At 46.0% G+C, this 20,523-nt stretch carries 21 protein-coding genes; 19 read left to right on the top strand and 2 right to left on the bottom strand.

Translation table 11 applies throughout. The features are described from left to right. The first annotated feature begins 131 nt into the window (after nt 1-131). The 5 genes from MED92_RS05115 (at nt 132) to hisA (ending at nt 4,988) form a co-directional block, all read left to right on the top strand. Nucleotides 132-1,742 carry an ATP-binding protein gene (locus MED92_RS05115; protein WP_007020438.1) on the top strand — a complete coding sequence of 537 codons (1,611 nt, stop codon included), beginning with the start codon at nt 132-134 and terminating at the stop codon, nt 1,740-1,742. Between the two features lie 30 nt (nt 1,743-1,772). Next, nucleotides 1,773-2,462, top strand: a complete 690-nt coding sequence (locus MED92_RS05110; RefSeq protein ID WP_007020437.1) for a response regulator — start codon at nt 1,773-1,775, stop codon at nt 2,460-2,462. Between the two features lie 86 nt (nt 2,463-2,548). After that, nucleotides 2,549-3,697: a murein transglycosylase domain-containing protein gene (locus MED92_RS05105; RefSeq protein ID WP_007020436.1), complete on the top strand. Its 1,149-nt coding sequence runs from the start codon at nt 2,549-2,551 to the stop codon at nt 3,695-3,697. A 200-nt stretch (nt 3,698-3,897) separates the two neighbouring features. Then, nucleotides 3,898-4,155: a hypothetical protein gene (locus MED92_RS05100; protein ID WP_007020435.1), complete on the top strand. Its 258-nt coding sequence runs from the start codon at nt 3,898-3,900 to the stop codon at nt 4,153-4,155. A gap of 71 nt (nt 4,156-4,226) precedes the next feature. Next, nucleotides 4,227-4,988, top strand: coding sequence for a phosphoribosylformimino-5-aminoimidazole carboxamide ribotide isomerase (gene hisA, locus MED92_RS05095; protein ID WP_007020434.1), 762 nt, complete (start codon nt 4,227-4,229; stop codon nt 4,986-4,988). A gap of 41 nt (nt 4,989-5,029) precedes the next feature. Here hisA and msrB read toward each other — a convergent pair whose 3' ends face one another. Beyond that, nucleotides 5,030-6,163 carry a peptide-methionine (R)-S-oxide reductase MsrB gene (msrB, locus tag MED92_RS05090; RefSeq protein ID WP_007020433.1) on the bottom strand — a complete coding sequence of 378 codons (1,134 nt, stop codon included), beginning with the start codon at nt 6,161-6,163 and terminating at the stop codon, nt 5,030-5,032. Nucleotides 6,164-6,295: 132 nt separating this feature from the next. Between msrB and MED92_RS19320 the strand changes: the two genes are divergently transcribed. The 12 genes from MED92_RS19320 to MED92_RS05035 all read left to right on the top strand — a co-directional run bounded on the left by MED92_RS19320 (nt 6,296) and on the right by MED92_RS05035 (nt 18,670). Then, nucleotides 6,296-6,547, top strand: a complete 252-nt coding sequence (locus MED92_RS19320; RefSeq protein WP_337445065.1) for a DUF1289 domain-containing protein — start codon at nt 6,296-6,298, stop codon at nt 6,545-6,547. A 190-nt stretch (nt 6,548-6,737) separates the two neighbouring features. Beyond that, a complete protein-coding gene (locus tag MED92_RS05085; protein WP_007020432.1) occupies nt 6,738-7,013 on the top strand; it encodes an STAS domain-containing protein in 276 nt (91 codons plus the stop codon). Between the two features lie 36 nt (nt 7,014-7,049). After that, nucleotides 7,050-7,412, top strand: coding sequence for a response regulator (locus MED92_RS05080; protein ID WP_007020431.1), 363 nt, complete (start codon nt 7,050-7,052; stop codon nt 7,410-7,412). An 8-nt stretch (nt 7,413-7,420) separates the two neighbouring features. Then, nucleotides 7,421-9,868, top strand: coding sequence for a chemotaxis protein CheA (locus MED92_RS05075; RefSeq protein WP_007020430.1), 2,448 nt, complete (start codon nt 7,421-7,423; stop codon nt 9,866-9,868). Then, nucleotides 9,865-10,386 (top strand): chemotaxis protein CheW, encoded by a 522-nt coding sequence (locus MED92_RS05070; RefSeq protein ID WP_007020429.1) that lies wholly within the window; start codon nt 9,865-9,867, stop codon nt 10,384-10,386. Before MED92_RS05075 ends, MED92_RS05070 begins: the two co-directional genes overlap by 4 nt. A 23-nt stretch (nt 10,387-10,409) precedes the next feature. Further along, on the top strand, nt 10,410-12,788 hold the full coding sequence (locus MED92_RS19315; RefSeq protein ID WP_007020428.1) for a methyl-accepting chemotaxis protein: 2,379 nt from the start codon (nt 10,410-10,412) through the stop codon (nt 12,786-12,788). A 66-nt stretch (nt 12,789-12,854) separates the two neighbouring features. Further along, nucleotides 12,855-13,688, top strand: coding sequence for a CheR family methyltransferase (locus MED92_RS05060; RefSeq protein ID WP_007020427.1), 834 nt, complete (start codon nt 12,855-12,857; stop codon nt 13,686-13,688). A 6-nt stretch (nt 13,689-13,694) separates the two neighbouring features. Next, the gene (locus MED92_RS05055) at nt 13,695-14,306 is read left to right on the top strand and encodes a chemotaxis protein CheD (RefSeq protein WP_007020426.1); all 612 of its coding nucleotides are present in this window, start codon (nt 13,695-13,697) and stop codon (nt 14,304-14,306) included. A 17-nt stretch (nt 14,307-14,323) separates the two neighbouring features. Then, nucleotides 14,324-15,367 carry a protein-glutamate methylesterase/protein-glutamine glutaminase gene (locus tag MED92_RS05050; RefSeq protein ID WP_007020425.1) on the top strand — a complete coding sequence of 348 codons (1,044 nt, stop codon included), beginning with the start codon at nt 14,324-14,326 and terminating at the stop codon, nt 15,365-15,367. Nucleotides 15,368-15,391: 24 nt separating this feature from the next. After that, a complete protein-coding gene (locus MED92_RS05045; protein ID WP_007020424.1) occupies nt 15,392-16,594 on the top strand; it encodes a methyl-accepting chemotaxis protein in 1,203 nt (400 codons plus the stop codon). Between the two features lie 52 nt (nt 16,595-16,646). Then, the gene (locus tag MED92_RS05040) at nt 16,647-16,955 is read left to right on the top strand and encodes an STAS domain-containing protein (RefSeq protein ID WP_007020423.1); all 309 of its coding nucleotides are present in this window, start codon (nt 16,647-16,649) and stop codon (nt 16,953-16,955) included. Then, on the top strand, nt 16,955-18,670 hold the full coding sequence (locus tag MED92_RS05035; RefSeq protein ID WP_007020422.1) for an ATP-binding SpoIIE family protein phosphatase: 1,716 nt from the start codon (nt 16,955-16,957) through the stop codon (nt 18,668-18,670). The genes MED92_RS05040 and MED92_RS05035 overlap by 1 nt, the downstream gene beginning before the upstream one ends. On the opposite strand, the gene MED92_RS05030 is transcribed toward MED92_RS05035, so the two are convergent. Then, the gene (locus tag MED92_RS05030; protein WP_007020421.1) at nt 18,667-19,428 is read right to left on the bottom strand and encodes a TlyA family RNA methyltransferase; all 762 of its coding nucleotides are present in this window, start codon (nt 19,426-19,428) and stop codon (nt 18,667-18,669) included. The genes MED92_RS05035 and MED92_RS05030 overlap by 4 nt on opposite strands. 114 nt (nt 19,429-19,542) lie before the next feature. On the opposite strand from MED92_RS05030, the gene MED92_RS05025 reads away from it, so the two are divergent. Continuing rightward, nucleotides 19,543-19,971, top strand: coding sequence for a hypothetical protein (locus tag MED92_RS05025; RefSeq protein ID WP_007020420.1), 429 nt, complete (start codon nt 19,543-19,545; stop codon nt 19,969-19,971). Between the two features lie 75 nt (nt 19,972-20,046). Then, nucleotides 20,047-20,433 carry a RidA family protein gene (locus MED92_RS05020; RefSeq protein WP_007020419.1) on the top strand — a complete coding sequence of 129 codons (387 nt, stop codon included), beginning with the start codon at nt 20,047-20,049 and terminating at the stop codon, nt 20,431-20,433. The last annotated feature ends 90 nt before the right edge of the window (nt 20,434-20,523 follow it).

Genomic DNA, 20,523 nt, shown 5'->3' with positions numbered 1-20,523 from the left:
GATGAATTTGTTGAAGTTTATGAAATTAAAGGCTTTTTAATACATAAAAAACATTTTGTGCATATTGTTTACGGGCCTTTTTAAGGTTAGTTGGCTAAGATCTAATCAATGATCGTTTAGTGGAAATGTAGATGAAGTTATTACGGCGGCTAAAGTTAAAAAGCAGGATGATCCTGGTCCTGGGGCTGATGGCGCTTGTCCAGACCGGCTTTATCGGCTTATTTGCTGTTCATTACCTTCATCAGTCTTTAGATGAGCAAATTGGTCAGAGAGCGCTGGATGTTGCGAAAACAATTGCTGCCACACCTCAGATCATTGCTGCGGTCCAACGTCGCGATAGCGAATATCTTCAGCCTATCAGTATGCGCTTAGCCGAGGAGACTCAGGCACGCTTTGTGGTTATCGGCGATAAGGATGGTGTGCGGCTTGCTCACCCTCGACCAGAAAAGATCGGCCATTCTATGTCTGATGATGAGGGTGATGATAACTCACCTGCATTGGTAGATGGGAAGGGGTACCTTTCCAAAGCGCTAGGAAGTATGGGCTGGTCAATGCGTGGCAAAACGCCCATTTTTTCTAATGAGACAGGTGAGATAGTTGGTTTGGTTTCGGTCGGTTACCATCTTGATCATGTGGATCAGATTATTCAGCGTTACAGCATCACGCTTGTGGCGGTCATCATTGCTTCATTTCTGCTTAGTGCATTGATCGCTGTGTGGTTTGCTCACCATTTTAAGCAAGCGATTTTTGGTCTCGAACCAGAGCAGATAGCGCGCCTTTTTGACGAACAGAAAGCAACTTTGGAATCTGTTCGCGAGGGCATTATTGCGATCAATGCCCAGGGGAGGATTACAACTTTCAACCGTCCCGCTATTGAAACGCTAGGGTTACCGGAAGATATCGAATTGACGGGTAGGCACATTACCGAGGTATTGCCTGAAAGTGCCATGATGGAAGTCCTGAATACAGGTGAACCACAGTTTGATGAGGAAGTCTGGAGGCAGGATCACAGTATTATTGCGAACCGGCTACCTTTAAAGCAGGGCGAGAAAATCACTGGGGTTGTGTCGAGTTTTCGCCGTAAAGACGAAGTGGCGATGGTGAGCAAAAAACTCACCCGAATTCAGCAGTATGCCGATAGCCTGAGGAGCCAATCCCACGAATACTCAAACAAGCTTCATACGATTGCGGGACTCATTCAAATAGGGGCAACTGATGAGGCATTGGCCCTAATTGGGCAGGAATCGCAAAGCCATCAGGAGCTAATAAATCTGTTGGTATCTGCTGTGCCTGATCCCATTCTGGCGGGTTGCTTGTTGGGTAAATACAACCGCGCCAGAGAGATGGGATTGCAACTGGAGATTGATCCTGAAAGCAAGATGTCGGCTTTACCGGAAAAACTTCCCCGCGAAGACTTGGTCAGCATTATTGGAAATTTGATTGATAATGCACTTGAGGCCACTTGGGAGCATTCCGGAACTGGAGGCAAAGTCACCTTGTCCATGACTGATCTGGGGCGGGATCTGATCTTTGAAATTGAGGATCAGGGCCCAGGTGTTGAAGAACAAAATCAGGATAAGATTTTTGAGAAGGGATTCAGTAGCAAGGAAAAAGAGGGGCACGGATTTGGCCTGCATTTGGTGAAAAGTTTGCTAGGGAGTATAGGTGGAATGGTGACTTGTGAGTCCGCAGAAAGTGGTGGCAGCAGGTTCATCGTGTATATACCTAAAAACCAGGCTTAAATTCGAATACTCAGTCAAAAAGTATAAAAAATGAGTAGTATCAGAGTTGTTATAGCAGAGGATGATCAGCAGATCGCTGAAATCCAGAAACGTTTTTTAGAGCGTATTGAGGGCTTTGAGCTGGTTGGGATAGCTCATGGGCTTGATGAAGCTCAGGATCTGATTGAGGTTCTAAAACCTGAATTGGTCCTTTTGGATATCCAGTTCCCAACGGGTACTGGTCTGGACCTGTTAAGAAGTTTGCGGTCAAGCAACAGTAGTACCGATGTGATTCTCATCACTGCAGCTAAAGAAGTAGAAACGCTGCGTGAGGCGCTTCGCGGAGGCGTATTTGATTATATACTGAAACCGTTAGTCTTCGATCGACTTCAGGAGACCCTGAGTAACTATCAGAGTCACTTTCTTAAGCTTCAGGCGATGGAGTCATTAGCTCAGAGTGATGTTGATACCCTGTTACCCCGAACGGGGGGAAGTACGGTCAAATCTCAGGATGTTCGTTTGCCTAAAGGGATCGATGGTTTAACTCTGGAAAAGGTCAGGGGTGTATTTGGTGACCCGGCTCTTCATCTCAGCGCGGAAGAGGTGGGTGAAATTATTGGTGCGAGTCGAACCACTGCTCGTCGTTATCTAGAGTATATGGTGGATCTGGATGAGCTGAATGCGGAAGTGAATTATGGCACGGTCGGCAGACCAGAGCGTAAATACACCAGCCGTTTTTAAGCATGGCAATATCGACATTTCGATCAGTAAACTGAATACTATCAGTGATCTTTGATGTATTCCGATAGCAGTGATCGAGAATTAATATGTTGTCACGCAGAAAGTTTATCTTGTCTTTGCTCCCTCTTGGGGTGGCAGGTTGTACTACCCATGATGCCTTTCGCATTGCAGAAAGTGTTGCGCGTGGCAGTAGCCTGGAAGGGGCAATTACTTCCAGGGCTAAATCGAAAGCGACTGGCTGGGTAACCAACCCACAATCACTGGCATATGACCTAAAGCGACTGAATAGCTTTGTTAAGAAAATATCGGGTCGCTGGGGGGAAGATAATGCCGTCCAGCCCTCTGCGAAAACCTATGTGAAGTACATCGATGATTATACCAGCCGAAGTGTCGTAGACTTTGAATCGGGAATAGTCAGGGTTGAGACGCTTGATCGTTCAAAACTGAAGCAAAGTATAGTGGTCACGCTGCTCTCGCCAGAAGATCCGGTCAATATCGATCTGTTATCAGCAGATCCGATTCCCCTAGGTGAGGAACCTTTTCTCTATAAGCAGGCGCTGGATTTCGATAATAAAGCGGTGCGCTGGGAGTGGCGGGCGAATCGGTTTGCCGATCAGTTGATTTCGCGTGGTGTCCAGCAAAGTAAAGCTAAGCTCAAAGATGGACAGCAAGTAATCGAATACTTTGTAGAATTCCCTTTGGGGGCCGGGCATACCTTAACCCGTAAATACCGTTATGCAGAGTATGTTGAAAAGTATGCGCGTCAGTACCGGCTTAACCCATCACTTGTCTATGCGATTATCGAAACAGAAAGTCACTTCAACCCTTTTGCCGTAAGTTGGGTGCCCGCCTACGGTTTAATGCAGATCGTACCGAAAACTGCGGGGCGTGACGCATATGAATTGATTCATGGGCGTCAGGGGACTCCGAGCAGTGGTTACCTTTTTAACCCGGAAAATAATATTCGGATGGGATGTGCCTATTTACATATTTTGCAAACACGCTATTTGGTCAATGTGCGAGATTCATTAAGTAAAGAGTATTGTGTTATTGCTGCTTATAATGGCGGGGCCGGTAATGTACTACGAAGCTTCTCTAAAGATCGTGATCAGGCATTCAAAGAGATAAATCGCAGGTCTCCCAGTCAGGTCTGGCAGCAGCTACGGCAAAGGATGCCAACCGAGAGCCAGCGCTATCTGGTCAAAGTAGCGGAAGCGAAAAAACGATATACCTAAGGAACCTACGAACAAGCCCTATGCGCCTCAGGCTTACAGAGAAAATGAAGCGCGCGGCAATAATTACAGTCATGCAGGTTGCCTCAGGACGCCTGCCGGACGCAAATTATTAACAAAGCGATTCGTTTACTCTGCAAGCCCACTGAGAAAGCATGAGGCTTATTCGCAGGTTCCTAAACACTACAACTCAAGGAAGAGAAATGAATAAATTGGCCAGTTTAGTTTTACTATTGGGTTTTAGCGCCTTTCAGTGCAATGCTGCTGAGGCACCTGAGATGTCAGAATCTGCACTGATTGGGAAATGTAATTCAGTAAAAGTATCGATTGAAAAATATACCAAGCTAAAGCGCAAGGGCGGTAATAGCCAGCAGATGAACCGATGGCATAAAAAGCGTAACGAATATAAGAAACGTTATTCACAGCTGGATTGTAAGCGGGTACGACAATATCTCAATTAAATTTGATATACCTTAGAGCGTACTCTGGTTAAAATTGCGCACAAATTGATTGATAGCGTTTGGAGTATCTTTTGACACAGTTTCGTCCTTGTATCGACCTGCATCAGGGTCAGGTTAAGCAGATCGTTGGTGGTAGCTTGCAAGATAGCGGCGCGAAAACGAATTTTATCAGTCAGTATGACGCGGCCCATTACGCGAACCTATACAAAGACCATAACCTTCAAGGTGGCCATGTGATCGCCTTAGGGCCGGGTAATCAGGAACAAGCGTTGCTTGCCCTGGAAACCTGGAAAGGTGGTTTGCAGTTCGGCGGTGGTGTTAATGCTGATAATGCTTCCAGTTATATAGAGGCCGGTGCTTCCCACGTAATTGTAACCTCCTACCTATTTGAAAATGATCAGTTTAGCTGGCAGCGTCTTGAACAAATAAAAGCTGAAGTGGGGGCTGATCGATTAATACTGGATCTCAGCTGCCGTAAAACTGAAAATGGCTGGAATATAGCCACCAATCGTTGGCAAACAGTTACCGAAACCAAGGTTGATAAAGCGACTCTGGCTGAGCTAAGCGAGCACTGTGCTGAATTTCTAATCCATGCCGCTGATGTTGAAGGTTTGCAAGGTGGTATCGATAAAGAGCTGGTAGGCCTGTTAGGAGAGCACTGCTCTATCCCTGTTACTTATGCCGGTGGCGCCCGTTCACTGGAAGATCTTAAGTTGGTCGATCAGCTATCGAATGGAAAAGTAGACCTGACTATTGGTAGTGCTCTGGATATTTTCGGTGGGTCCGGGGTAACGCTTGAAGAGTGTATTCGCTGGAATCAAGGCGAAAGATAAAGAAAAGGCAGCTTAAGCTGCCTTTTTTTATGAGTAAACGTTTATTTGAAGAGCGCTAAATATTGCCCGTAGCCTTTATCTGTTAGCTCTTCTTTAGGGATAAATCTTAGCGAGGCAGAATTAATACAATACCTCAGTCCTGTTGGTGCAGGACCGTCAGTGAAAACGTGACCCAGGTGAGAGTCCGCAACAGGGCTGCGTACTTCTACACGTTTCATGAATAGAGAGTTGTCCTCTTTTTCTATGATTGAAACCCCTTGAATCGGTTGTGTGAAGCTTGGCCAGCCTGTGCCAGATTTGTACTTGTCGGTCGATGAAAACAGAGGTTCACCACTGATAATGTCAACGTAGATGCCTTCGCGTTTTTCATCCCAGTAAGGGTTATCAAAAGGTCGTTCAGTGCCATCCTCCTGAGTCACCTTATACTGCAGGGGCGTGAGTTTCTTCTTAAGATAATATTCAGAAGGTTTTACAAACTTATCGCTAGCCACATCGGCAATAGAAGCCTGGTTTTTATACTGGGTGTAATCATGTTCACGCTGGTCTCCCCATACTTTATTCAGAAGTTGATCACGACCGGAGCCGTTGCGGTAATAGCTGTACCTCAGAGGGTTCTTAACGTGATAGTCCTGATGGTAATCTTCAGCATCATAAAAAACCTTGAATGGGCTGATCTCAGTGGCCATAGGTTTGCCAAAGATATTGGATTCGGAAAGCTCAGCGAGTGACTTTTCTACCGCTGCTTTCTGAGCAGCATTGTGATAGAAAACGGCTGGGCGGTACTGTTTACCGCGGTCTACAAACTGACCATCACCATCAGTAGGGTTCATACCGCGCCACAAATACTCGAGTAAGCCCTCGTAAGAAATTACGTCGGGGTTGTAGAATACCTGAACCGCCTCAGTATGGGTTGTCTGTCCTGAAGCTACTTCTTTATAGCTGGGGTTAGCCTTTTGTCCGCCTGTGTAACCCGATACCGCTTGAAGCACTCCATCTAATTTTTCAAAGTCCGCTTCTGTACACCAAAAACAGCCTCCTGCAAATGTAGCCACAGCTATGTTTGAAGAGAGTGGAGCTGTTGCGTTATTAGCGTTTGCCGGTTCCGTTCCGGATGTCCAGGTTGTTATGCCTATACCTGCCACTGCGATAACACTGGCTGCGATAATTTTTTTCATAGTAATCAGAGTCCACATTTTTTCGGTAATGCGTTTTAGATAGACAGGTGGCTGTTTGGTTCAATCTATCTCTGTCTGACCGAATGTATACCCCGGAAGAGCTTTGCAAATCGTATTTTTTGCTATTCTGTAATGTGTAAAAAATTGCTTCCTCTGTTTCATGGCTACAAGGATGATTTTATGGAACATTTAGACACCAAAGAATCCCCGCTTGTTAACCCATGCCAGAGAAACTGTTGTCTTGATGACAACGATTTATGTATGGGCTGCTTTCGTACGCTTAGCGAAATACTGGGTTGGTCGAAAATGAGTCAGTCGGACAGAAAGAAAACGCTGGACCTTATGAAATCAAGACAGGGCAGGGTGTCAGGGAGAAGTAAGTGAACAGAGGATCAATAATAATACTAAAGTTTGATCTGTCTCCGCCAACTTGCTGAATACATGTGTTTTTTTAAAATTCCCTTTGACATATTCCTGTAGTTAAGCGAGTTTTATACTTACTTCAAATGTGCCTATACATTCAATAAATATGTAAAAGCGCATAGAAATTAAAAAAGACTAGAGAAGGTTGGTTATGTCTACAGGCAATACACTGGATTTGCCGGATGAGATTTCGATTGCGAATATTGGCGAATGGAAAGAAAAGTTTGTCGAGTTTGTGGCTGATACTGGTCCTCTTGTCTTGAATGCCGAGCACCTTTCCAGAGTTGATACCTCAGCCCTCCAGCTTATGTTAGCTTTAGTAAAAAAAGCTGAAGCAGAAAACAAACAACTAAGCTGGGATAATCCTTCTGCTGCTCTGAAAAAAACAGCTGTGCAGCTTGGACTTGATCAGGCCCTGGGGCTGTAATAGAAATAACCTGCTTACCCGAATTTGGAGAACACAATGGCTAGCATCCTCGTAGTTGATGACTCAGCTTCCTTAAGAAATATGGTGACGTTTACCCTGAAACAAGAAGGCTACCAGGTAGTGGAAGCTGGAAATGGTCAGGAAGCGCTTGCTAAAGCACAAGGCGCTCGATTTGATCTTGTGCTAACTGATGTAAATATGCCGATCATGGATGGTATAACTCTATGTGCGGAACTACGTAAATTACCGGCGTTTAAGTTTACCCCGATACTGGTGCTCACCACTGAAAGCTCTGCTGATATGAAGCAGCGAGGTAAGGCCGCGGGTGCTACTGGGTGGCTAGTGAAGCCATTCAACCCTGAAAAGTTGATTAGTACTATCAAGCGTGTTGTAAGGTAGGCCTGCCTATGAGTATTGATCTGTCCCAGTTTATAGGCACTTTTCTTGAAGAGAGTTATGAGGGCCTTGAGGTTATGGAGTCCAGCTTATTAGCATTGGACTCTGCTGACGAAGAGACGATCAATACAATTTTCCGTGCCGCGCACTCCATAAAAGGTGGTGCTGGTACATTTGGCTTTTCTGAGGTTGCCGATTTTACCCATGTAGTCGAGACTCTGCTCGATGAGATGCGAAGTGGCAAGCAGGAAGTTACACCTCCACTGGTTAATTTGCTCCTTGAATCTGTGGATTGCATCAAGATGTTACTTGAAGCAACCCAGGACGGCCCTGCTGCCGATGCCAACCAGATTAATCAGGTTCAGGAACGTTTGCAGAAAGCCTTGGATGGGGATGTTTCTGATAACGCTTCATCCGGTGGAACAGAAACGAGCGTAGCCACTGCTGAAGTATCTGTTTCTTCACCTTCACAGTTAGCCTGGGAAATAGAGTTCAAACCTCATCCGGGTTTATTGCAAAGCGGGCATGAGCCTGCCTTCATGTTCGAAGCATTGCAGGATCTGGGTGAACTCAATGTCGTTGCAAAGCTGAAGAAAGTACCGGATCTATCATCTTTAGATCCAGAGCAGATCTTTATTAAGTGGCAACTCAACCTGATCTCAAATTGTTCAAAAGAAGAGATCGAAGAGATCTTTGAATGGGTTGAAGATGAGTGTGATCTCTCCATTGTGCAAAAGGAAGTTGAGGCTGAGAAGCCTGCGGTTGCAGAATCACAACAGACCGATTCCCGTGAAGTAAGGGAGATTCTCTTTAAACCCGATGCTTCACTCTTAGCAACCGGGAACGAGCCAAGCTTTCTATTTCAGGCCTTGGCTGACCTGGGCGAGCTTGAGATTGAAGTGGATAGCTCAGGCCTACCTGACTTAGACCAACTGGATCCCGAAAAACTGCTGCTGAGCTGGCGTTTTAAATTACGTTCCGATTGCCCGGAAGAAGAGATTACAGAAATCTTTGAATGGGTTGAGGATGAATGTGAACTGACGATACAGGGAGCCTCTAAAGTATCTACTCAACCTGCGGAAACAGAAACTCAGCCTGTTGCATCAGAACAACCCGTGGAAGCCGCTTCGGATAAGCCCGCAACTCCAGCGGCGGTTCAAAGCACTAGCCCTGCTGCGTCACCGAGAAAAGCTAAACCTGCCGCAGAAAGTAGTTCTATTCGCGTTGAAACCGATAAAATTGATGCACTGATTAACCGGGTAGGTGAGCTGGTCATTACCCAGGCGATGTTAGGGCAGGTCGGAGATGAGTTGTCAGATCTTGTTTCCGGTTCCGAGATAGAACGTTTGCAATCAGGGCTTGAGCAACTAGAGCGTAATACACGTGATCTGCAGGAAGATGTGATGCGTGTGCGGATGCTGCCGATTAGTTTTGTTTTCAATCGGTTCCCGCGCCTTGTTCATGATGTTAGCGGTAAACTAGGTAAAAAAGTCGAACTTATTATTACCGGTGAACAAACAGAAATTGATAAAACGGTGATGGAAAAGATCGGTGACCCAATGGTTCACTTGATCCGGAACTCGCTTGATCATGGCTTGGAATCACCAGAAGAGCGCGTTGCTGCGGGTAAACCTGAGACAGGAAAAGTTCAGCTCGATGCCTATCATCAGGGTGGTTTTATTATCATCGATATTATCGATGATGGACGTGGCCTAAATACTGAGAAGATTTATCAAAAGGCCTTGGAAAAAGGTCTGGTTACTACGGATCAGAATCTGTCTGATAGCGAGATCAATGAACTCATATTCAAACCCGGCTTCTCGACAGCTGAGGCGGTAAGTGATCTCTCTGGTCGCGGAGTGGGGATGGACGTTGTTCGCCGTAATATCGAGTCATTGGGCGGGCATGTACGGGTAAAATCAGAACCGGGTCATGGTTCTACATTTACGGTAAGTCTGCCGTTAACCCTGGCGATACTCGATGGGCAGTTAATCCGTGTGCACAACGAAACCTATATTGTCCCATTGATCTCTATCGTTGAAACGATTCTGGCGGATAAAAGTTCACTTAGCCCGATCGCAGGTGAGAATAAGCTTCTTCACTTCCGGGATGAATATATCCCACTGATTAACCTTCGTTCACTGTTTAAATTACCTATGCAAGAAGAGCAGATGGAAAGCTGCTTGATTGCGATTGTTGAAAACGGTGGTCAGAAGGTTGGCCTAATTGTTGATGAACTGTTTGGTCAGCAGCAAGTGGTTATCAAAAGCCTGGAAGTGAATTTCAAACGTATTGAGGGCTTTGCAGGGGCAACTATTCTGGGTGATGGTAGTGTTGCACTGATTCTGGATATAGCGGGTTTAATGAAGCGAGGGCTTGATCATGAAACCGCCAGAACTGCGAAAAAACGTAATGACCAGACGCGTACTGACGATAGTTTGCAAGGAGTGGTTGCATGATAGATGCCACTTGGGATGGCGAAAATGACTCGCTTGAAACTCAAGTTGATGGCAAGCAATTCCTCAGCTTCCTTCTTGATGAAGAAGAGTATGGAATTGATATTTTAAGGGTCCAGGAGCTAAGAGGCTGGACTGCTGTCACTCATGTTCCAGATATGCCGGCATACCTAAAAGGGGTCCTTAATTTACGAGGCGCGATTATCCCAGTGATAGATCTGCGTGAGCGCTTTGGCTTACCAACGCTTGAATACGGACCTACGACGGTTGTTATCGTCGTTAAAGTGGATAGCGGTAGTTGTGAAAGAGTCATGGGAATCATCGTCGATGCCGTGGCCGAAACATATACGTTAACGCCTGACCAGATCCAGCCATCACCACAAATTGGTGGTGTAATAAATGCAGAATTTATTATGGGGTTGGTTGCTCAGGGAGAGAAAATGGTTGTCCTGATGGACATCGATGAACTAATGAATTCCGATGAGCTGGCAATCGAGTCTTCAGCTCAAACTGAAGGTTAAGTACGGGGTACGGAGGAAACACAATGAAGATCAATGAGCCAGTAACGGATAACGAAGTTAAGCTCAGAGATGGCCAGGAGCTCGTCACTAAAACAAATCTCAAGGGCATTATTACTTATGTAAACCCTGCCTTTATCGAGATTAGTGGTTTTAGTCGTGATGAGCTACTAGGGAAAAACCATAATGTTGTTCGTCACCCTGATATGCCACCTGCAGCATTTAAAGACCTTTGGGAAACGCTTAAATTAGGCAGGCCCTGGTCAAAGCTCGTTAAGAACCGTTGTAAAAACGGTGATTACTATTGGGTAAAGGCTAACGTAACCCCGATCTTCCGAAACGGTGAGATCGTAGAGTACATGTCAGTTCGTACGAAGCCTTCTCAGGAAGAGATTGACCAATCGACAGCCCTTTACGGTAAGTTAAAACGTGGAGAAGCGTCATTACCGTCCCCAGGTGGTATTCCAAAAGCAGATCTTGCCGGAAGTCTTACTCAGACTGCGATTTATGCAGTGATCGCTGCCATAGTGATCAACGCAGGTATTTACCTTGCGGGGCTTCCAAGTGCAGCCTTAATGGCGGGCCCTGTTATTGCGTTTATTATGATGCTGATGGGCGCTCAGTCTTGTCTGAATAATCGTGTAGTTAAAGAGATGAAAGCAGCGCAAAGGCATATGCTGGATATCTCAGAAGGCGAGTACCTAGCGCCGATCCCTATTGAAGAAGCGGGGGAAACTGGTGAGCTGAAACGTGCAGTGAAAATTTTGGCTGTTAAATTAGGTTTTGAGGTCAATGATGCTAAGGAAGCAGCGCAACGCTCCCAACGCATTAAAGTGGCGCTGGATAATGTCTCTTCCAATGTCATGGTGGCCGATAACGAAGGTGAGATCATCTATTGTAATGAAGCTGTTGTGAATATGATGCGTAATGCGCAGGAAGATATTCGTGAACAGCTACCGGAATTCGATGCTGATCAGATTCTTGGCTCCAATATCGATATTTTCCATAAGAACCCTGAGCATCAGCGTCGTATGCTTGAGGCGCTTAAAACGACCCATAAAGGTCAGATCAAGGTAGGTAAACGTAGTTTCCGTCTGACAGCAAATCCAGTGGTTGATGATTCAAATCATCGATTGGGTACCGTTGTGGAGTGGATGGATGTTACGGATCAACTTATCGCTGAAGAGCAGGTTGAGCAACTTATTCAGAAAGCCAGTGTCGGTGAACTGAATGAGCGCTTAGATGTTCAGATCTACTCAGGGTTTATGCGCAATATTGCAGAAGGCGTTAATCAGATGCTGGATGCTGTCGTTGTGCCTATGCGTGAAGTTAAGCGCGTTTTGAATGCGTTATCTGAAGGTGATCTTACTCAGCAGATGAGTGGCGATTTCCACGGTGAGTTTGCTGAATTGAATTCTTCGTTGAATAGTTCAATCACCAACCTTAACAATATGGTTGGAGAGATCCGTTCTGCGGGTTCAACTATTACGACGGGCGCATCTGAAATCTCAAGTGGTAACGGTACGCTAAGTTCTCGCACTGAAGCCCAGGCTGCTAGTTTGCAGGAAACTGCGGCAAGTATGGAGCAGATGACCAGTACGGTAAGACAGAATGCCGATAATGCTGAAGAAGCGAGAAAGCAAGCATCTGAAGCTCAGGCACTTGCTGATAAAGGCGGCGAAATTTCCAGTAAAGTGGTTACCTCGATGGGTGACATCCGTCAGAGTTCGACCAAAATTGCTGAAATCATTGGTGTTATCGACGAGATTGCATTCCAGACTAACCTACTTGCTTTGAACGCGGCGGTTGAGGCGGCCCGAGCGGGTGAACAGGGTCGAGGTTTTGCTGTAGTTGCTTCTGAGGTCCGTAGTTTGGCGCAACGCAGTGCCAGCGCTGCAAAAGAGATTAAAGAGTTGATCAGTGACAGCGTTGAGAAAGTAGAAGAGGGTGGCCTCTTTGTTGATGAGTCCGGCAAAGCGCTGGTTGAGATCATGGATGCCATTAAAAATGTGTCTACGATTATCAGCGAGATTGCCGCGGCAAGCCGTGAGCAGGCGATCGGTATCGAACAGGTAAATATTGCTGTAACTCAGATGGATGAAGGTACTCAGCAAAATGCAGCGCTGGTTGAGCAGGTTGCAGCGGCTTCATCTTCAATGGAAGATCAGGCTGGCCAGCTTCAGAGTTTGGTAAACCAGTTCATCGTATCAGAAGACCAAAACGGAGGAGAGCACCTTGCCTCATCCGCTCCGCAGCAAAGCATGAGCCGTTTACGAGAGCTGGCTGGACAGACAAATGCCGCGCCGGCAGCTCCTGTTGCTAAAGCGCCCGAGCCTAAGCGCTCAGCCGCACCTCAACCTATCATCTCTGCAGGGGGCAGTGATGATGAGTGGGAAGAGTTTTAATACATATCCAATGGTTAGAGGGAGTCATTCCCTCTAGCCACCATCCCCCCCTGAGGATTAGTGGCCGTGGCAAGAGCTGATCAGGATCGCGAGTTCCTTTTTACTCGTGAGCATTTTATTAAGGTCAGGGATGAGCTCTATGATTATGCAGGGATTGTGCTAGCTGACCATAAGATGGATATGGCCTATAACCGGTTGGTCAGACGCCTTCGAGAGCTTAAGCTGGATAACTTTGATGATTATCTGCAGCTACTGGAAAGGAACCCGGTTGAGTTTGGTCAGTTTATTAACGCCTTGACTACTAACCTGACTGCGTTTTTTCGTGAAAAACACCATTTTGATTTTGTTCAGTCGACGATTCTTCCTGAAATCCAAGCTTCGGGGCAACGCCGTTTGCGAGGTTGGTCGGCTGGGTGTTCGCTTGGAGAGGAGACCTACAGCCTGGCCATGTCGATAAGGGAAAGCCAGGTAAATACCGAGAGTTGGGATGTTCGGTTGTTAGCGACCGACATTGATTCCAAGGTACTTCAGAGCGCTTCAAATGGGGTCTATGATAAAGAGAGGATCAAGTCGCTTCCTGCTGCGCAGATCAAGCGTTGGTTTCTTAAAGGCAAAGGTAAAAATGAAGGCAGCGTTAAGATCCGCCAGGAGCTTCAACAACTTGTTACCTTCCGCCATTTAAATCTGATGGAAGAGTGGCCCCATAAAGGCCCATTAGATTTTATTTTCTGTCGAAATGTGATGATCTATTTCGATCAGGTCACCCAGGAAAAACTGCTGGATCGAATGGCTGCTTTATTGAAGCCCAATGGCTATCTTTTTGTTGGTCATTCTGAAGCTCTAGCGAGGCATGCGACAAGCTTCGAATTAGTTGGAAAAACTATCTACAGGAAGGTCTGATAAAGGATGATAGATAGACCCGAAATCCCACAACAGCTCAGTGACTTTTCGCATTTTGGGCCCTTTTGGGAACCCCGCTGGAAACGTTATGCGGTTAAAGTAAAACCTGGTGAGCATTATGTAGCTAATCAGGATGTTGTCATTACTACTGTATTGGGCTCATGCATATCAGCTTGTATTTATGATCCAGTCATGGGACTTGGCGGGCTTAATCATTTTATGCTTCCCGCTGGGGAAGCGGATCATATCGGAAGTTCATCACGTTATGGGCTGTTTGCGATGGAGCAGTTGATTAACGATATGATGAAGCAAGGTTGTCAGCGACAGAATATGCAGGTAAAGCTCACCGGTGGTGGAAATATGATGGTAGGGCTTAGTGATATTGGCCAGCAAAATATAGATTTCATCCTTAAGTATATAGAGGATGAGGGGCTAAACCTGATAGCCTCAGATTTAGGAGGGGATCAGGCACGTAGAGTTGCATACTTCCCTCTTGAGGGGCGGATGTTGGTTAATAAGTTAGATCATCGTGAAGATCAGCGCCTGATTGAAGAAGAACGTTCTTATCGTGTCGAAGTGGATAGGAACCTTGATGACAGTGATGTTGAATTGTTTTGAGGGATTTAGGAAAAAGTATGGATAAAATCCGGGTATTAATTGTAGATGATTCAGCAGTGGTACGTAGTGTTTTAGCTGAAATGTTGTCTGCTCAGCCTAATATAGAAGTGGTGGGAGCCGCTGTAGATCCATATGATGCACGGGATAAAATTAAGCAGTTAAAACCAGATGTTTTAACACTGGATATCGAGATGCCTAGGATGGATGGCATCACTTTTTTAAAGAACCTGATGAAGCTGAACCCTATGCCAGTGGTTATGCTTTCTTCACTGACCCATGATGGCGCTGAACCGACCCTTCAGGCACTTGAATTGGGAGCGGTAGATTTCATTGCTAAACCTGCAGCCTCCGAGTCGGATGATGTGTTAACTAAATTTCAGCAGGATCTGGTAAGTAAAATTGAGATGGCTGCCAACTCTGCGCCAAAGCTTAAGTTTATGCGAGCCTCTGCGACAGCAGAAAAGGTGGTACAAGCATCTTCGCAGATTCGTAATCAAAACCAAGTAGTTGCGATCGGTTCATCTACAGGGGGGACAGAAGCTTTGCATGAAATCCTTCAAGAGCTCCCTGAAAACATGCCACCTATCATTGTCACCCAGCATATTCCGGCGAGCTTTAGTGAGCGCTTCGCAAACCGTCTATGTCGCCATTCTCAGCTAAAGGTAGGTGAAGCCCGTGAAGGTGAAGTTTTAAGGCCAGGGCATGTTTATATAGCACCGGGGGATTATCACCTTAAGGTTGAACAAAATGGACATGAATATGTGTGCAGGATAACTGATGGTGACCCTGTTAACAGGCATAAACCCTCTGTAGAGGTCATGTTTGATTCACTTCTGCCCCTTAAGATGCTGAAAGTGACAGGAGTTATGTTAACGGGTATGGGTGAAGATGGTGCTGTTGCCATGAAGCGTATGTTCGATAAAGGTGCTCACAACATTGTACAAGATGAAGCGACTAGCTTGGTTTGGGGAATGCCAGGTGCCGCGGTTAGGGTTGGAGCGGCGAGTGAAGTTCTCCCTTTAAATAAAATTGCGCAACGACTTGTGCAACATCTATCCTGATTCTGATATTGAGAGGTTAATCAGATGAAGCTTAAAAAGGTTATGGCCATTGTTGCGATTTTGGCGAGCATTGTACTCGCGGTCTCGGAAACAGTTGGGCTAGGGAGTGCCATTAATTATACCTGTCTGGCAGTGGTGATTATTTCTTTACTACTCCAGTTTAAAGGTGATGGCTCAACGGTTAGTGAGCCCTCGCCTGCGGTCAGTCAGAGTGTCGCGAATGCTGGAACAGTCGATCCGGTGTTACATGATGCAATTAATGAAGTATCAAAAACGCTGGTTCATGATGCCCGGATTGTAAATCAGGAGGTAGAGCGAGTTGATGCTTTAATAAAAGAATCGGTTCATCTGCTGAGTGATAGTTTTCACACGCTGCATGATCTGTCTGCGCGTCAGGCGGTCCTTACCCGTGAAATTATTGAGCAGACCCATGAAGATGAATCGGTAAGCGATGAACAAACCTTTAATATAAAACACTTCATTTCAGAAACGGGTCGTACGTTAGATCAGTTTGTCGCAGTGATGGTCGATGTAAGTAAGAACAGTTTAGAAACGGTTCACCATATCGATGACATGGTAGAAAAGCTCGATGGTATCTTCGGACTGATTGAGAATGTAGAGGGTCTGGCGAGTCAAACGAACCTTTTAGCATTGAATGCGAGCATTGAGGCTGCACGTGCCGGCGAAGCAGGGCGCGGCTTTGCGGTTGTAGCAGATGAGGTAAGAACCTTATCGATCAATTCAGCAGAATTGAATAACCAGATACGTGAAGAGATTGGTTCAGCCAAAGAAACGATCGAAATACTGCGCAGTACCGTCGGTAGCATGGCTTCTACCGATATGAGTGACACCATTGGGACTAAAGAGCAGATGTCAGTGATGTTGCAGCACATGGCTGAGATGAACCATTTCCTTAATGACAAGGTGATGGAAATCTCTGAGGTAGGTGATCAGCTAAGCAGTAGTGTTGATCAGGCAGTGAGGTCTCTACAATTTGAAGATATATCGTCCCAGGCGCTGAACTCCGTTGAGCATAATATCGATTCTCTTAATGAGGTGTCCTCATTAATTTCAAATGTAGTCACTGCTGATCATCGTGTTGATGCAGAAGCGGCTGATACATGCATGAGGCGTTGTAGCGAGCTGAGGGAGCAGGCTCTGAAACGCAACGAAGTTAGAACTGTATCCCAGAACGACATGGATGAAGGTGATGTCGAACTGTTCTAGAAGCAGTAGTTTTTGGATTCATTCTATAAGTATTGAGTAGGAATAACGGCACATGGCAATTTCAGTACAAAGTAATAGCGATGCAAAGAAAGTAACGATTAACATCTCCCAACAATTTGATTACTCATTACATCAATCTTTTCGTGATGCATATCGAAATACAAATCAGACAGGCACTACTTATACGTTGAACCTTTCACAAGCGACCTATATGGATAGTTCTGCATTAGGGATGATCCTTCTGCTGAAAGAGCATGCAGAGAAGCTAGGTGGGCGCGTTGTTATTGAAAAGCCAAATGAGTCGGTGCGCAAGATTTTGACGATTGCAAACTTTGATCAGTTTGTGACGATTGAGGGTTAATGATGGTCGAAGCGGAACTCGCCAAAGCAGTTAGTGGAGATGAACGAGTTCTTGTCGTCGATGACATGCGCTTGAACCGACAGATCCTGGGGCAGATGATATCTGATCTTGGTCTGCAACCCGTTTATGCTGAGACCGGTCTGCAAGCGATTCAGATCTATGAGGAACAAAAACCCAGTCTGATCCTGATGGATGTCAATATGCCTGAAATGGATGGTATTGAGGCAACCCGGCAGATTAAAGAACTCGCAGGTGATCGGTTTATTCCAATTATCTTTGTTTCCGGAGCCGAGGGGCAGGATGTCATCCGCGAAGCGATTGATGCGGGCGGCGATGATTTTATCCAGCGCCCTTTTCCTTTTGAGCTTCTGGAAGGGAAGATCTATGCCCTGAGACGAATTGCTCAACTATATCGTCAGGTTAATCGCTTAAACCACCTGCGTGCTCGTGAAGAAGAGGTAGCGGAGCAACTGCTTAGCGGAGCGGTTGAATCTGCCAATGCAGCTCTGGATCAGATTCGTATTCATAAACAGCCCGCTGAGACATTCAGCGGTGATGTGCAATTAAGTGCGTTCCGGCCTAATGGTGAGTTGAATGTGCTACTGGGCGATTTTACGGGCCACGGACTGACATCTACCGTAGGGGCACTTCCACTATCTGAGACTTTTCGTGCGATGACCGCTAAGGGCTATGATGCTGAAGAAATTGTTGGCCAGATCAATCGAAAACTTCAGCGCTTATTGCCCACGGGGATGTTTCTGGCGACAGGGATCGTAACCTTAAGTCAGGACGGCAGTGCGAAGATCTGGAATGGCGGTTTGCCGGATATCATGGTGGTTTCCAAGGGAAAAGTGGTACACCGTACAGAATCTAAGCACCCGCCTTTAGGTATTCTGCCGCAGCTTAAGGGCCTTCATTTTGAGCACACAACATTGCAGCCTGATGATCATATTCTGCTGCTAAGCGATGGTGTAATAGAAGCTGAAAACCGTGCAGAAGAGCAGTTTGGTGAGGAGCGATTATTAACAACCATTGCTAAAGAACCAGAGAGTCTGGTTGATGCAATTCTCAAAGATCTTGGCGAATTTGTTGGCGATAATATTCAGAAAGATGATATTTCGCTGGTGGATATTCCGGGCAGAGTCTTTCCTCAAGGTGTTCAGGAGATCGCGTCCAGTGAAGAGGCTGTAGGTGAAATAGAAGCTGAAGCGCTGGATATCTGGAACTGGAGTCTAGAACTTCAGGGGAAAAGCTTAAGCCGTATTAACCCCGTTGCACAGGCACTAAGTCGCCTGCAAGAAACAGAGGGTGGCGGCGATCACTGGCATAGTGTCTTCAGTATTTTGACCGAGCTTTACGTCAATGCGCTTGATCATGGGGTACTGAAGCTCGAATCTAGTCTCAAATCATCCCCTGAAGGCTTCGCTGAGTATTTTACTGAACGTGAAAGACGTTTAGAGGGTTTAAGCTCAGGAGCTGTATCACTCTATATGCAGCACACGCGGCTCTCGACCGGAGGGCGATTGCTGGTACGTGTAATGGATAGTGGTGATGGCTTTGATTATGAACACTGGTTACGTAAAGGTGGAAACGTAGAGCCTGGGCAGTTCTCCGGACGAGGTATTGCTTTGGTTAATGATCTCTGCGAATCCATTCGCTATGAAGATGGCGGCTCAACGGTAGAAGTTATCTACGTCTACAAAATACAGGACTAACCTTTCTTTTTGGCAATCAGGAGAAATTCCTGATTGCCATCCCCACCTTTAATTGGGCTTGGTATATAGGTATCTGGTTCAAGCTCCAGAGACAAACAGCATTTTTCAATCAGGCTTTGAACCTCAGGATACAGAGAAGTATCTTTCACGATACCCCCACGACCAATACCCTCTTTACCCACCTCAAATTGAGGCTTCACCAAGGTAATTAAATAACCATTGGGGGCTATCAGTGGGGCGAGGGAGGGAAGGATCTTAGTCTGTGAAATAAAGGAAACATCCATAACCGCAAGATCGAAACCACGGCCCTCGGTATGTGCCTGAGAAAGATCGGAAGGTAACTCGCGCGCGTTCATGCCTTCATAACAGGTGACTCTGCTATCTTCCCTGAGCTTCTCTGCAAGTTGATCGTGGCCCACCTCAATGCCAACGACCTTAGCCACCCCTGCCTGTAGTAAGCAATCAGTAAACCCGCCTGTGGATTGGCCAACATCGATGGCAACCTTATTCGCGGGATCAACAATGTTTAGCTCTAGAGCTGCTTGTAGCTTTACTGCTCCCCGAGAAACAAAGCGGTCAATATCAGCTTGTTCGATCTTAAATTCAGTACTGCTTTCAAGCTTAATACCTGGTTTGGATAAACATTGCCAGCGCCCTTTGAAGAAAGCAGTAACCTGATTGTTTTTGATCATGCGCTGAGCATGGGTACGTGATTGGGCGAACCCGAGTTCAACGAGGAGTAAGTCTGCGCGTTGCATGACTGCACCATGGAAAAAAGGGGGATTATACGTTATCCCCGCATTACTGGTTAGAAAATAATTCTAAGTGTAAACTGCAATAACTAACCAACATTGAGCTTAAAGGAAATGCCAATGTTCAGAAGCTTTATTCTGCTGGTCATTGCTGCTATCGGCAGCCCTGTTTATGCGCAGGTAAACGAGGCTGATCTTGCTAAATGCAGAACATACTCAAATGCCGCTGTTCGTAGCCAATGTGTGCAGATGTATAAAAGAACTAACACCCGGGTTAAATTAACCCGTTGTAAAAAAAGCCTTGAGTGCTGGAGCAAGCAATACAGGGATCAGGCAGAGGCCTACTGTGGAAGGGCATTTTCAATGCGTGCCGCTCACTCTGCATTGTGGAACCGTCACTGGAGCAATCAAGACTTCGACCAAGTGAAATGGCACAATGAGGGGCATGGAACGCTTCTCTATTATGAAGTAGAAGCTGGTGCTGTCCTTCGATGTATTTTTAACCCTAAAGTGCCATCAAAGGTGCGAGTCAGTATCGGTGCGCGTTAAGTACCCAGGGTTTTGAAATTCAATCAATGTCTTAATCTAGAATAAAAATTACCTTTTCTTTTGATAGGAAAAAAAATGAATAAAAGCATTATCAGTACGGAAAATGCCCCTTCAGCAATCGGTACATACTCACAAGCGGTGCGTGTTGGAAGTACTGTTTATATGTCTGGTCAGATTCCTCTGGTACCAGAAACAATGGAGATGGTTACTGAGTCTTTTGAAGCTCAGGCTGAACAGGTATTTAAGAACCTGCAAGCAGTGGCTGATGCGGCAGGAGGTTCGCTGGCTGATGTGGTGAAAGTCACTATTCTGTTGTCAGATATGGGGCACTTTGCGACGGTAAATGAGGTGATGGCTCGATACTTTTCTGAACCCTATCCGGCGCGCGCAGCCTATGCTGTAAAGCAGTTACCTAAGGATGCGGATATTGAAGTAGAAGCTATTATGGTGACTGCGGAATAAACCCGGACAGGTTAAATGTGTAATAAAAAAGGCAAGCTATCAGCTTGCCTTTTTTATGCTATCCCTGGCTGGATCTGAGTATCAGATCCA

The sequence above is a fragment of the Neptuniibacter caesariensis genome, from assembly GCF_000153345.1.
In the GTDB taxonomy this organism is placed as follows: Bacteria; Pseudomonadota; Gammaproteobacteria; order Pseudomonadales; family Balneatricaceae; genus Neptuniibacter; species Neptuniibacter caesariensis.
Note: the sequence above shows the minus strand (reverse complement) of the source record. Positions and strands in the feature narration are given on the sequence as shown.

Excerpts from the sequence above, each read along its gene's own strand:
- MED92_RS05035 (WP_007020422.1), top strand. The coding sequence starts at position 16,955 with ATGATGGTCGAAGCGGAACTCGCCAAAGCAGTTAGTGGAGATGAACGA.
- MED92_RS05050 (WP_007020425.1), top strand. The coding sequence starts at position 14,324 with ATGGATAAAATCCGGGTATTAATTGTAGATGATTCAGCAGTGGTACGT.
- MED92_RS05100 (WP_007020435.1), top strand. The coding sequence starts at position 3,898 with ATGAATAAATTGGCCAGTTTAGTTTTACTATTGGGTTTTAGCGCCTTT.
- MED92_RS19320 (WP_337445065.1), top strand. The coding sequence starts at position 6,296 with ATGTGTAAAAAATTGCTTCCTCTGTTTCATGGCTACAAGGATGATTTT.
- MED92_RS19315 (WP_007020428.1), top strand. The coding sequence starts at position 10,410 with ATGAAGATCAATGAGCCAGTAACGGATAACGAAGTTAAGCTCAGAGAT.
- MED92_RS05105 (WP_007020436.1), top strand. The coding sequence starts at position 2,549 with ATGTTGTCACGCAGAAAGTTTATCTTGTCTTTGCTCCCTCTTGGGGTG.
- MED92_RS05075 (WP_007020430.1), top strand. The coding sequence starts at position 7,421 with ATGAGTATTGATCTGTCCCAGTTTATAGGCACTTTTCTTGAAGAGAGT.
- msrB (WP_007020433.1), bottom strand. The coding sequence starts at position 6,163 with ATGAAAAAAATTATCGCAGCCAGTGTTATCGCAGTGGCAGGTATAGGC.
- MED92_RS05080 (WP_007020431.1), top strand. The coding sequence starts at position 7,050 with ATGGCTAGCATCCTCGTAGTTGATGACTCAGCTTCCTTAAGAAATATG.
- MED92_RS05020 (WP_007020419.1), top strand. The coding sequence starts at position 20,047 with ATGAATAAAAGCATTATCAGTACGGAAAATGCCCCTTCAGCAATCGGT.
- MED92_RS05025 (WP_007020420.1), top strand. The coding sequence starts at position 19,543 with ATGTTCAGAAGCTTTATTCTGCTGGTCATTGCTGCTATCGGCAGCCCT.
- MED92_RS05070 (WP_007020429.1), top strand. The coding sequence starts at position 9,865 with ATGATAGATGCCACTTGGGATGGCGAAAATGACTCGCTTGAAACTCAA.
- MED92_RS05030 (WP_007020421.1), bottom strand. The coding sequence starts at position 19,428 with ATGCAACGCGCAGACTTACTCCTCGTTGAACTCGGGTTCGCCCAATCA.
- MED92_RS05115 (WP_007020438.1), top strand. The coding sequence starts at position 132 with ATGAAGTTATTACGGCGGCTAAAGTTAAAAAGCAGGATGATCCTGGTC.
- MED92_RS05055 (WP_007020426.1), top strand. The coding sequence starts at position 13,695 with ATGATAGATAGACCCGAAATCCCACAACAGCTCAGTGACTTTTCGCAT.
- MED92_RS05040 (WP_007020423.1), top strand. The coding sequence starts at position 16,647 with ATGGCAATTTCAGTACAAAGTAATAGCGATGCAAAGAAAGTAACGATT.
- MED92_RS05110 (WP_007020437.1), top strand. The coding sequence starts at position 1,773 with ATGAGTAGTATCAGAGTTGTTATAGCAGAGGATGATCAGCAGATCGCT.
- MED92_RS05045 (WP_007020424.1), top strand. The coding sequence starts at position 15,392 with ATGAAGCTTAAAAAGGTTATGGCCATTGTTGCGATTTTGGCGAGCATT.
- MED92_RS05085 (WP_007020432.1), top strand. The coding sequence starts at position 6,738 with ATGTCTACAGGCAATACACTGGATTTGCCGGATGAGATTTCGATTGCG.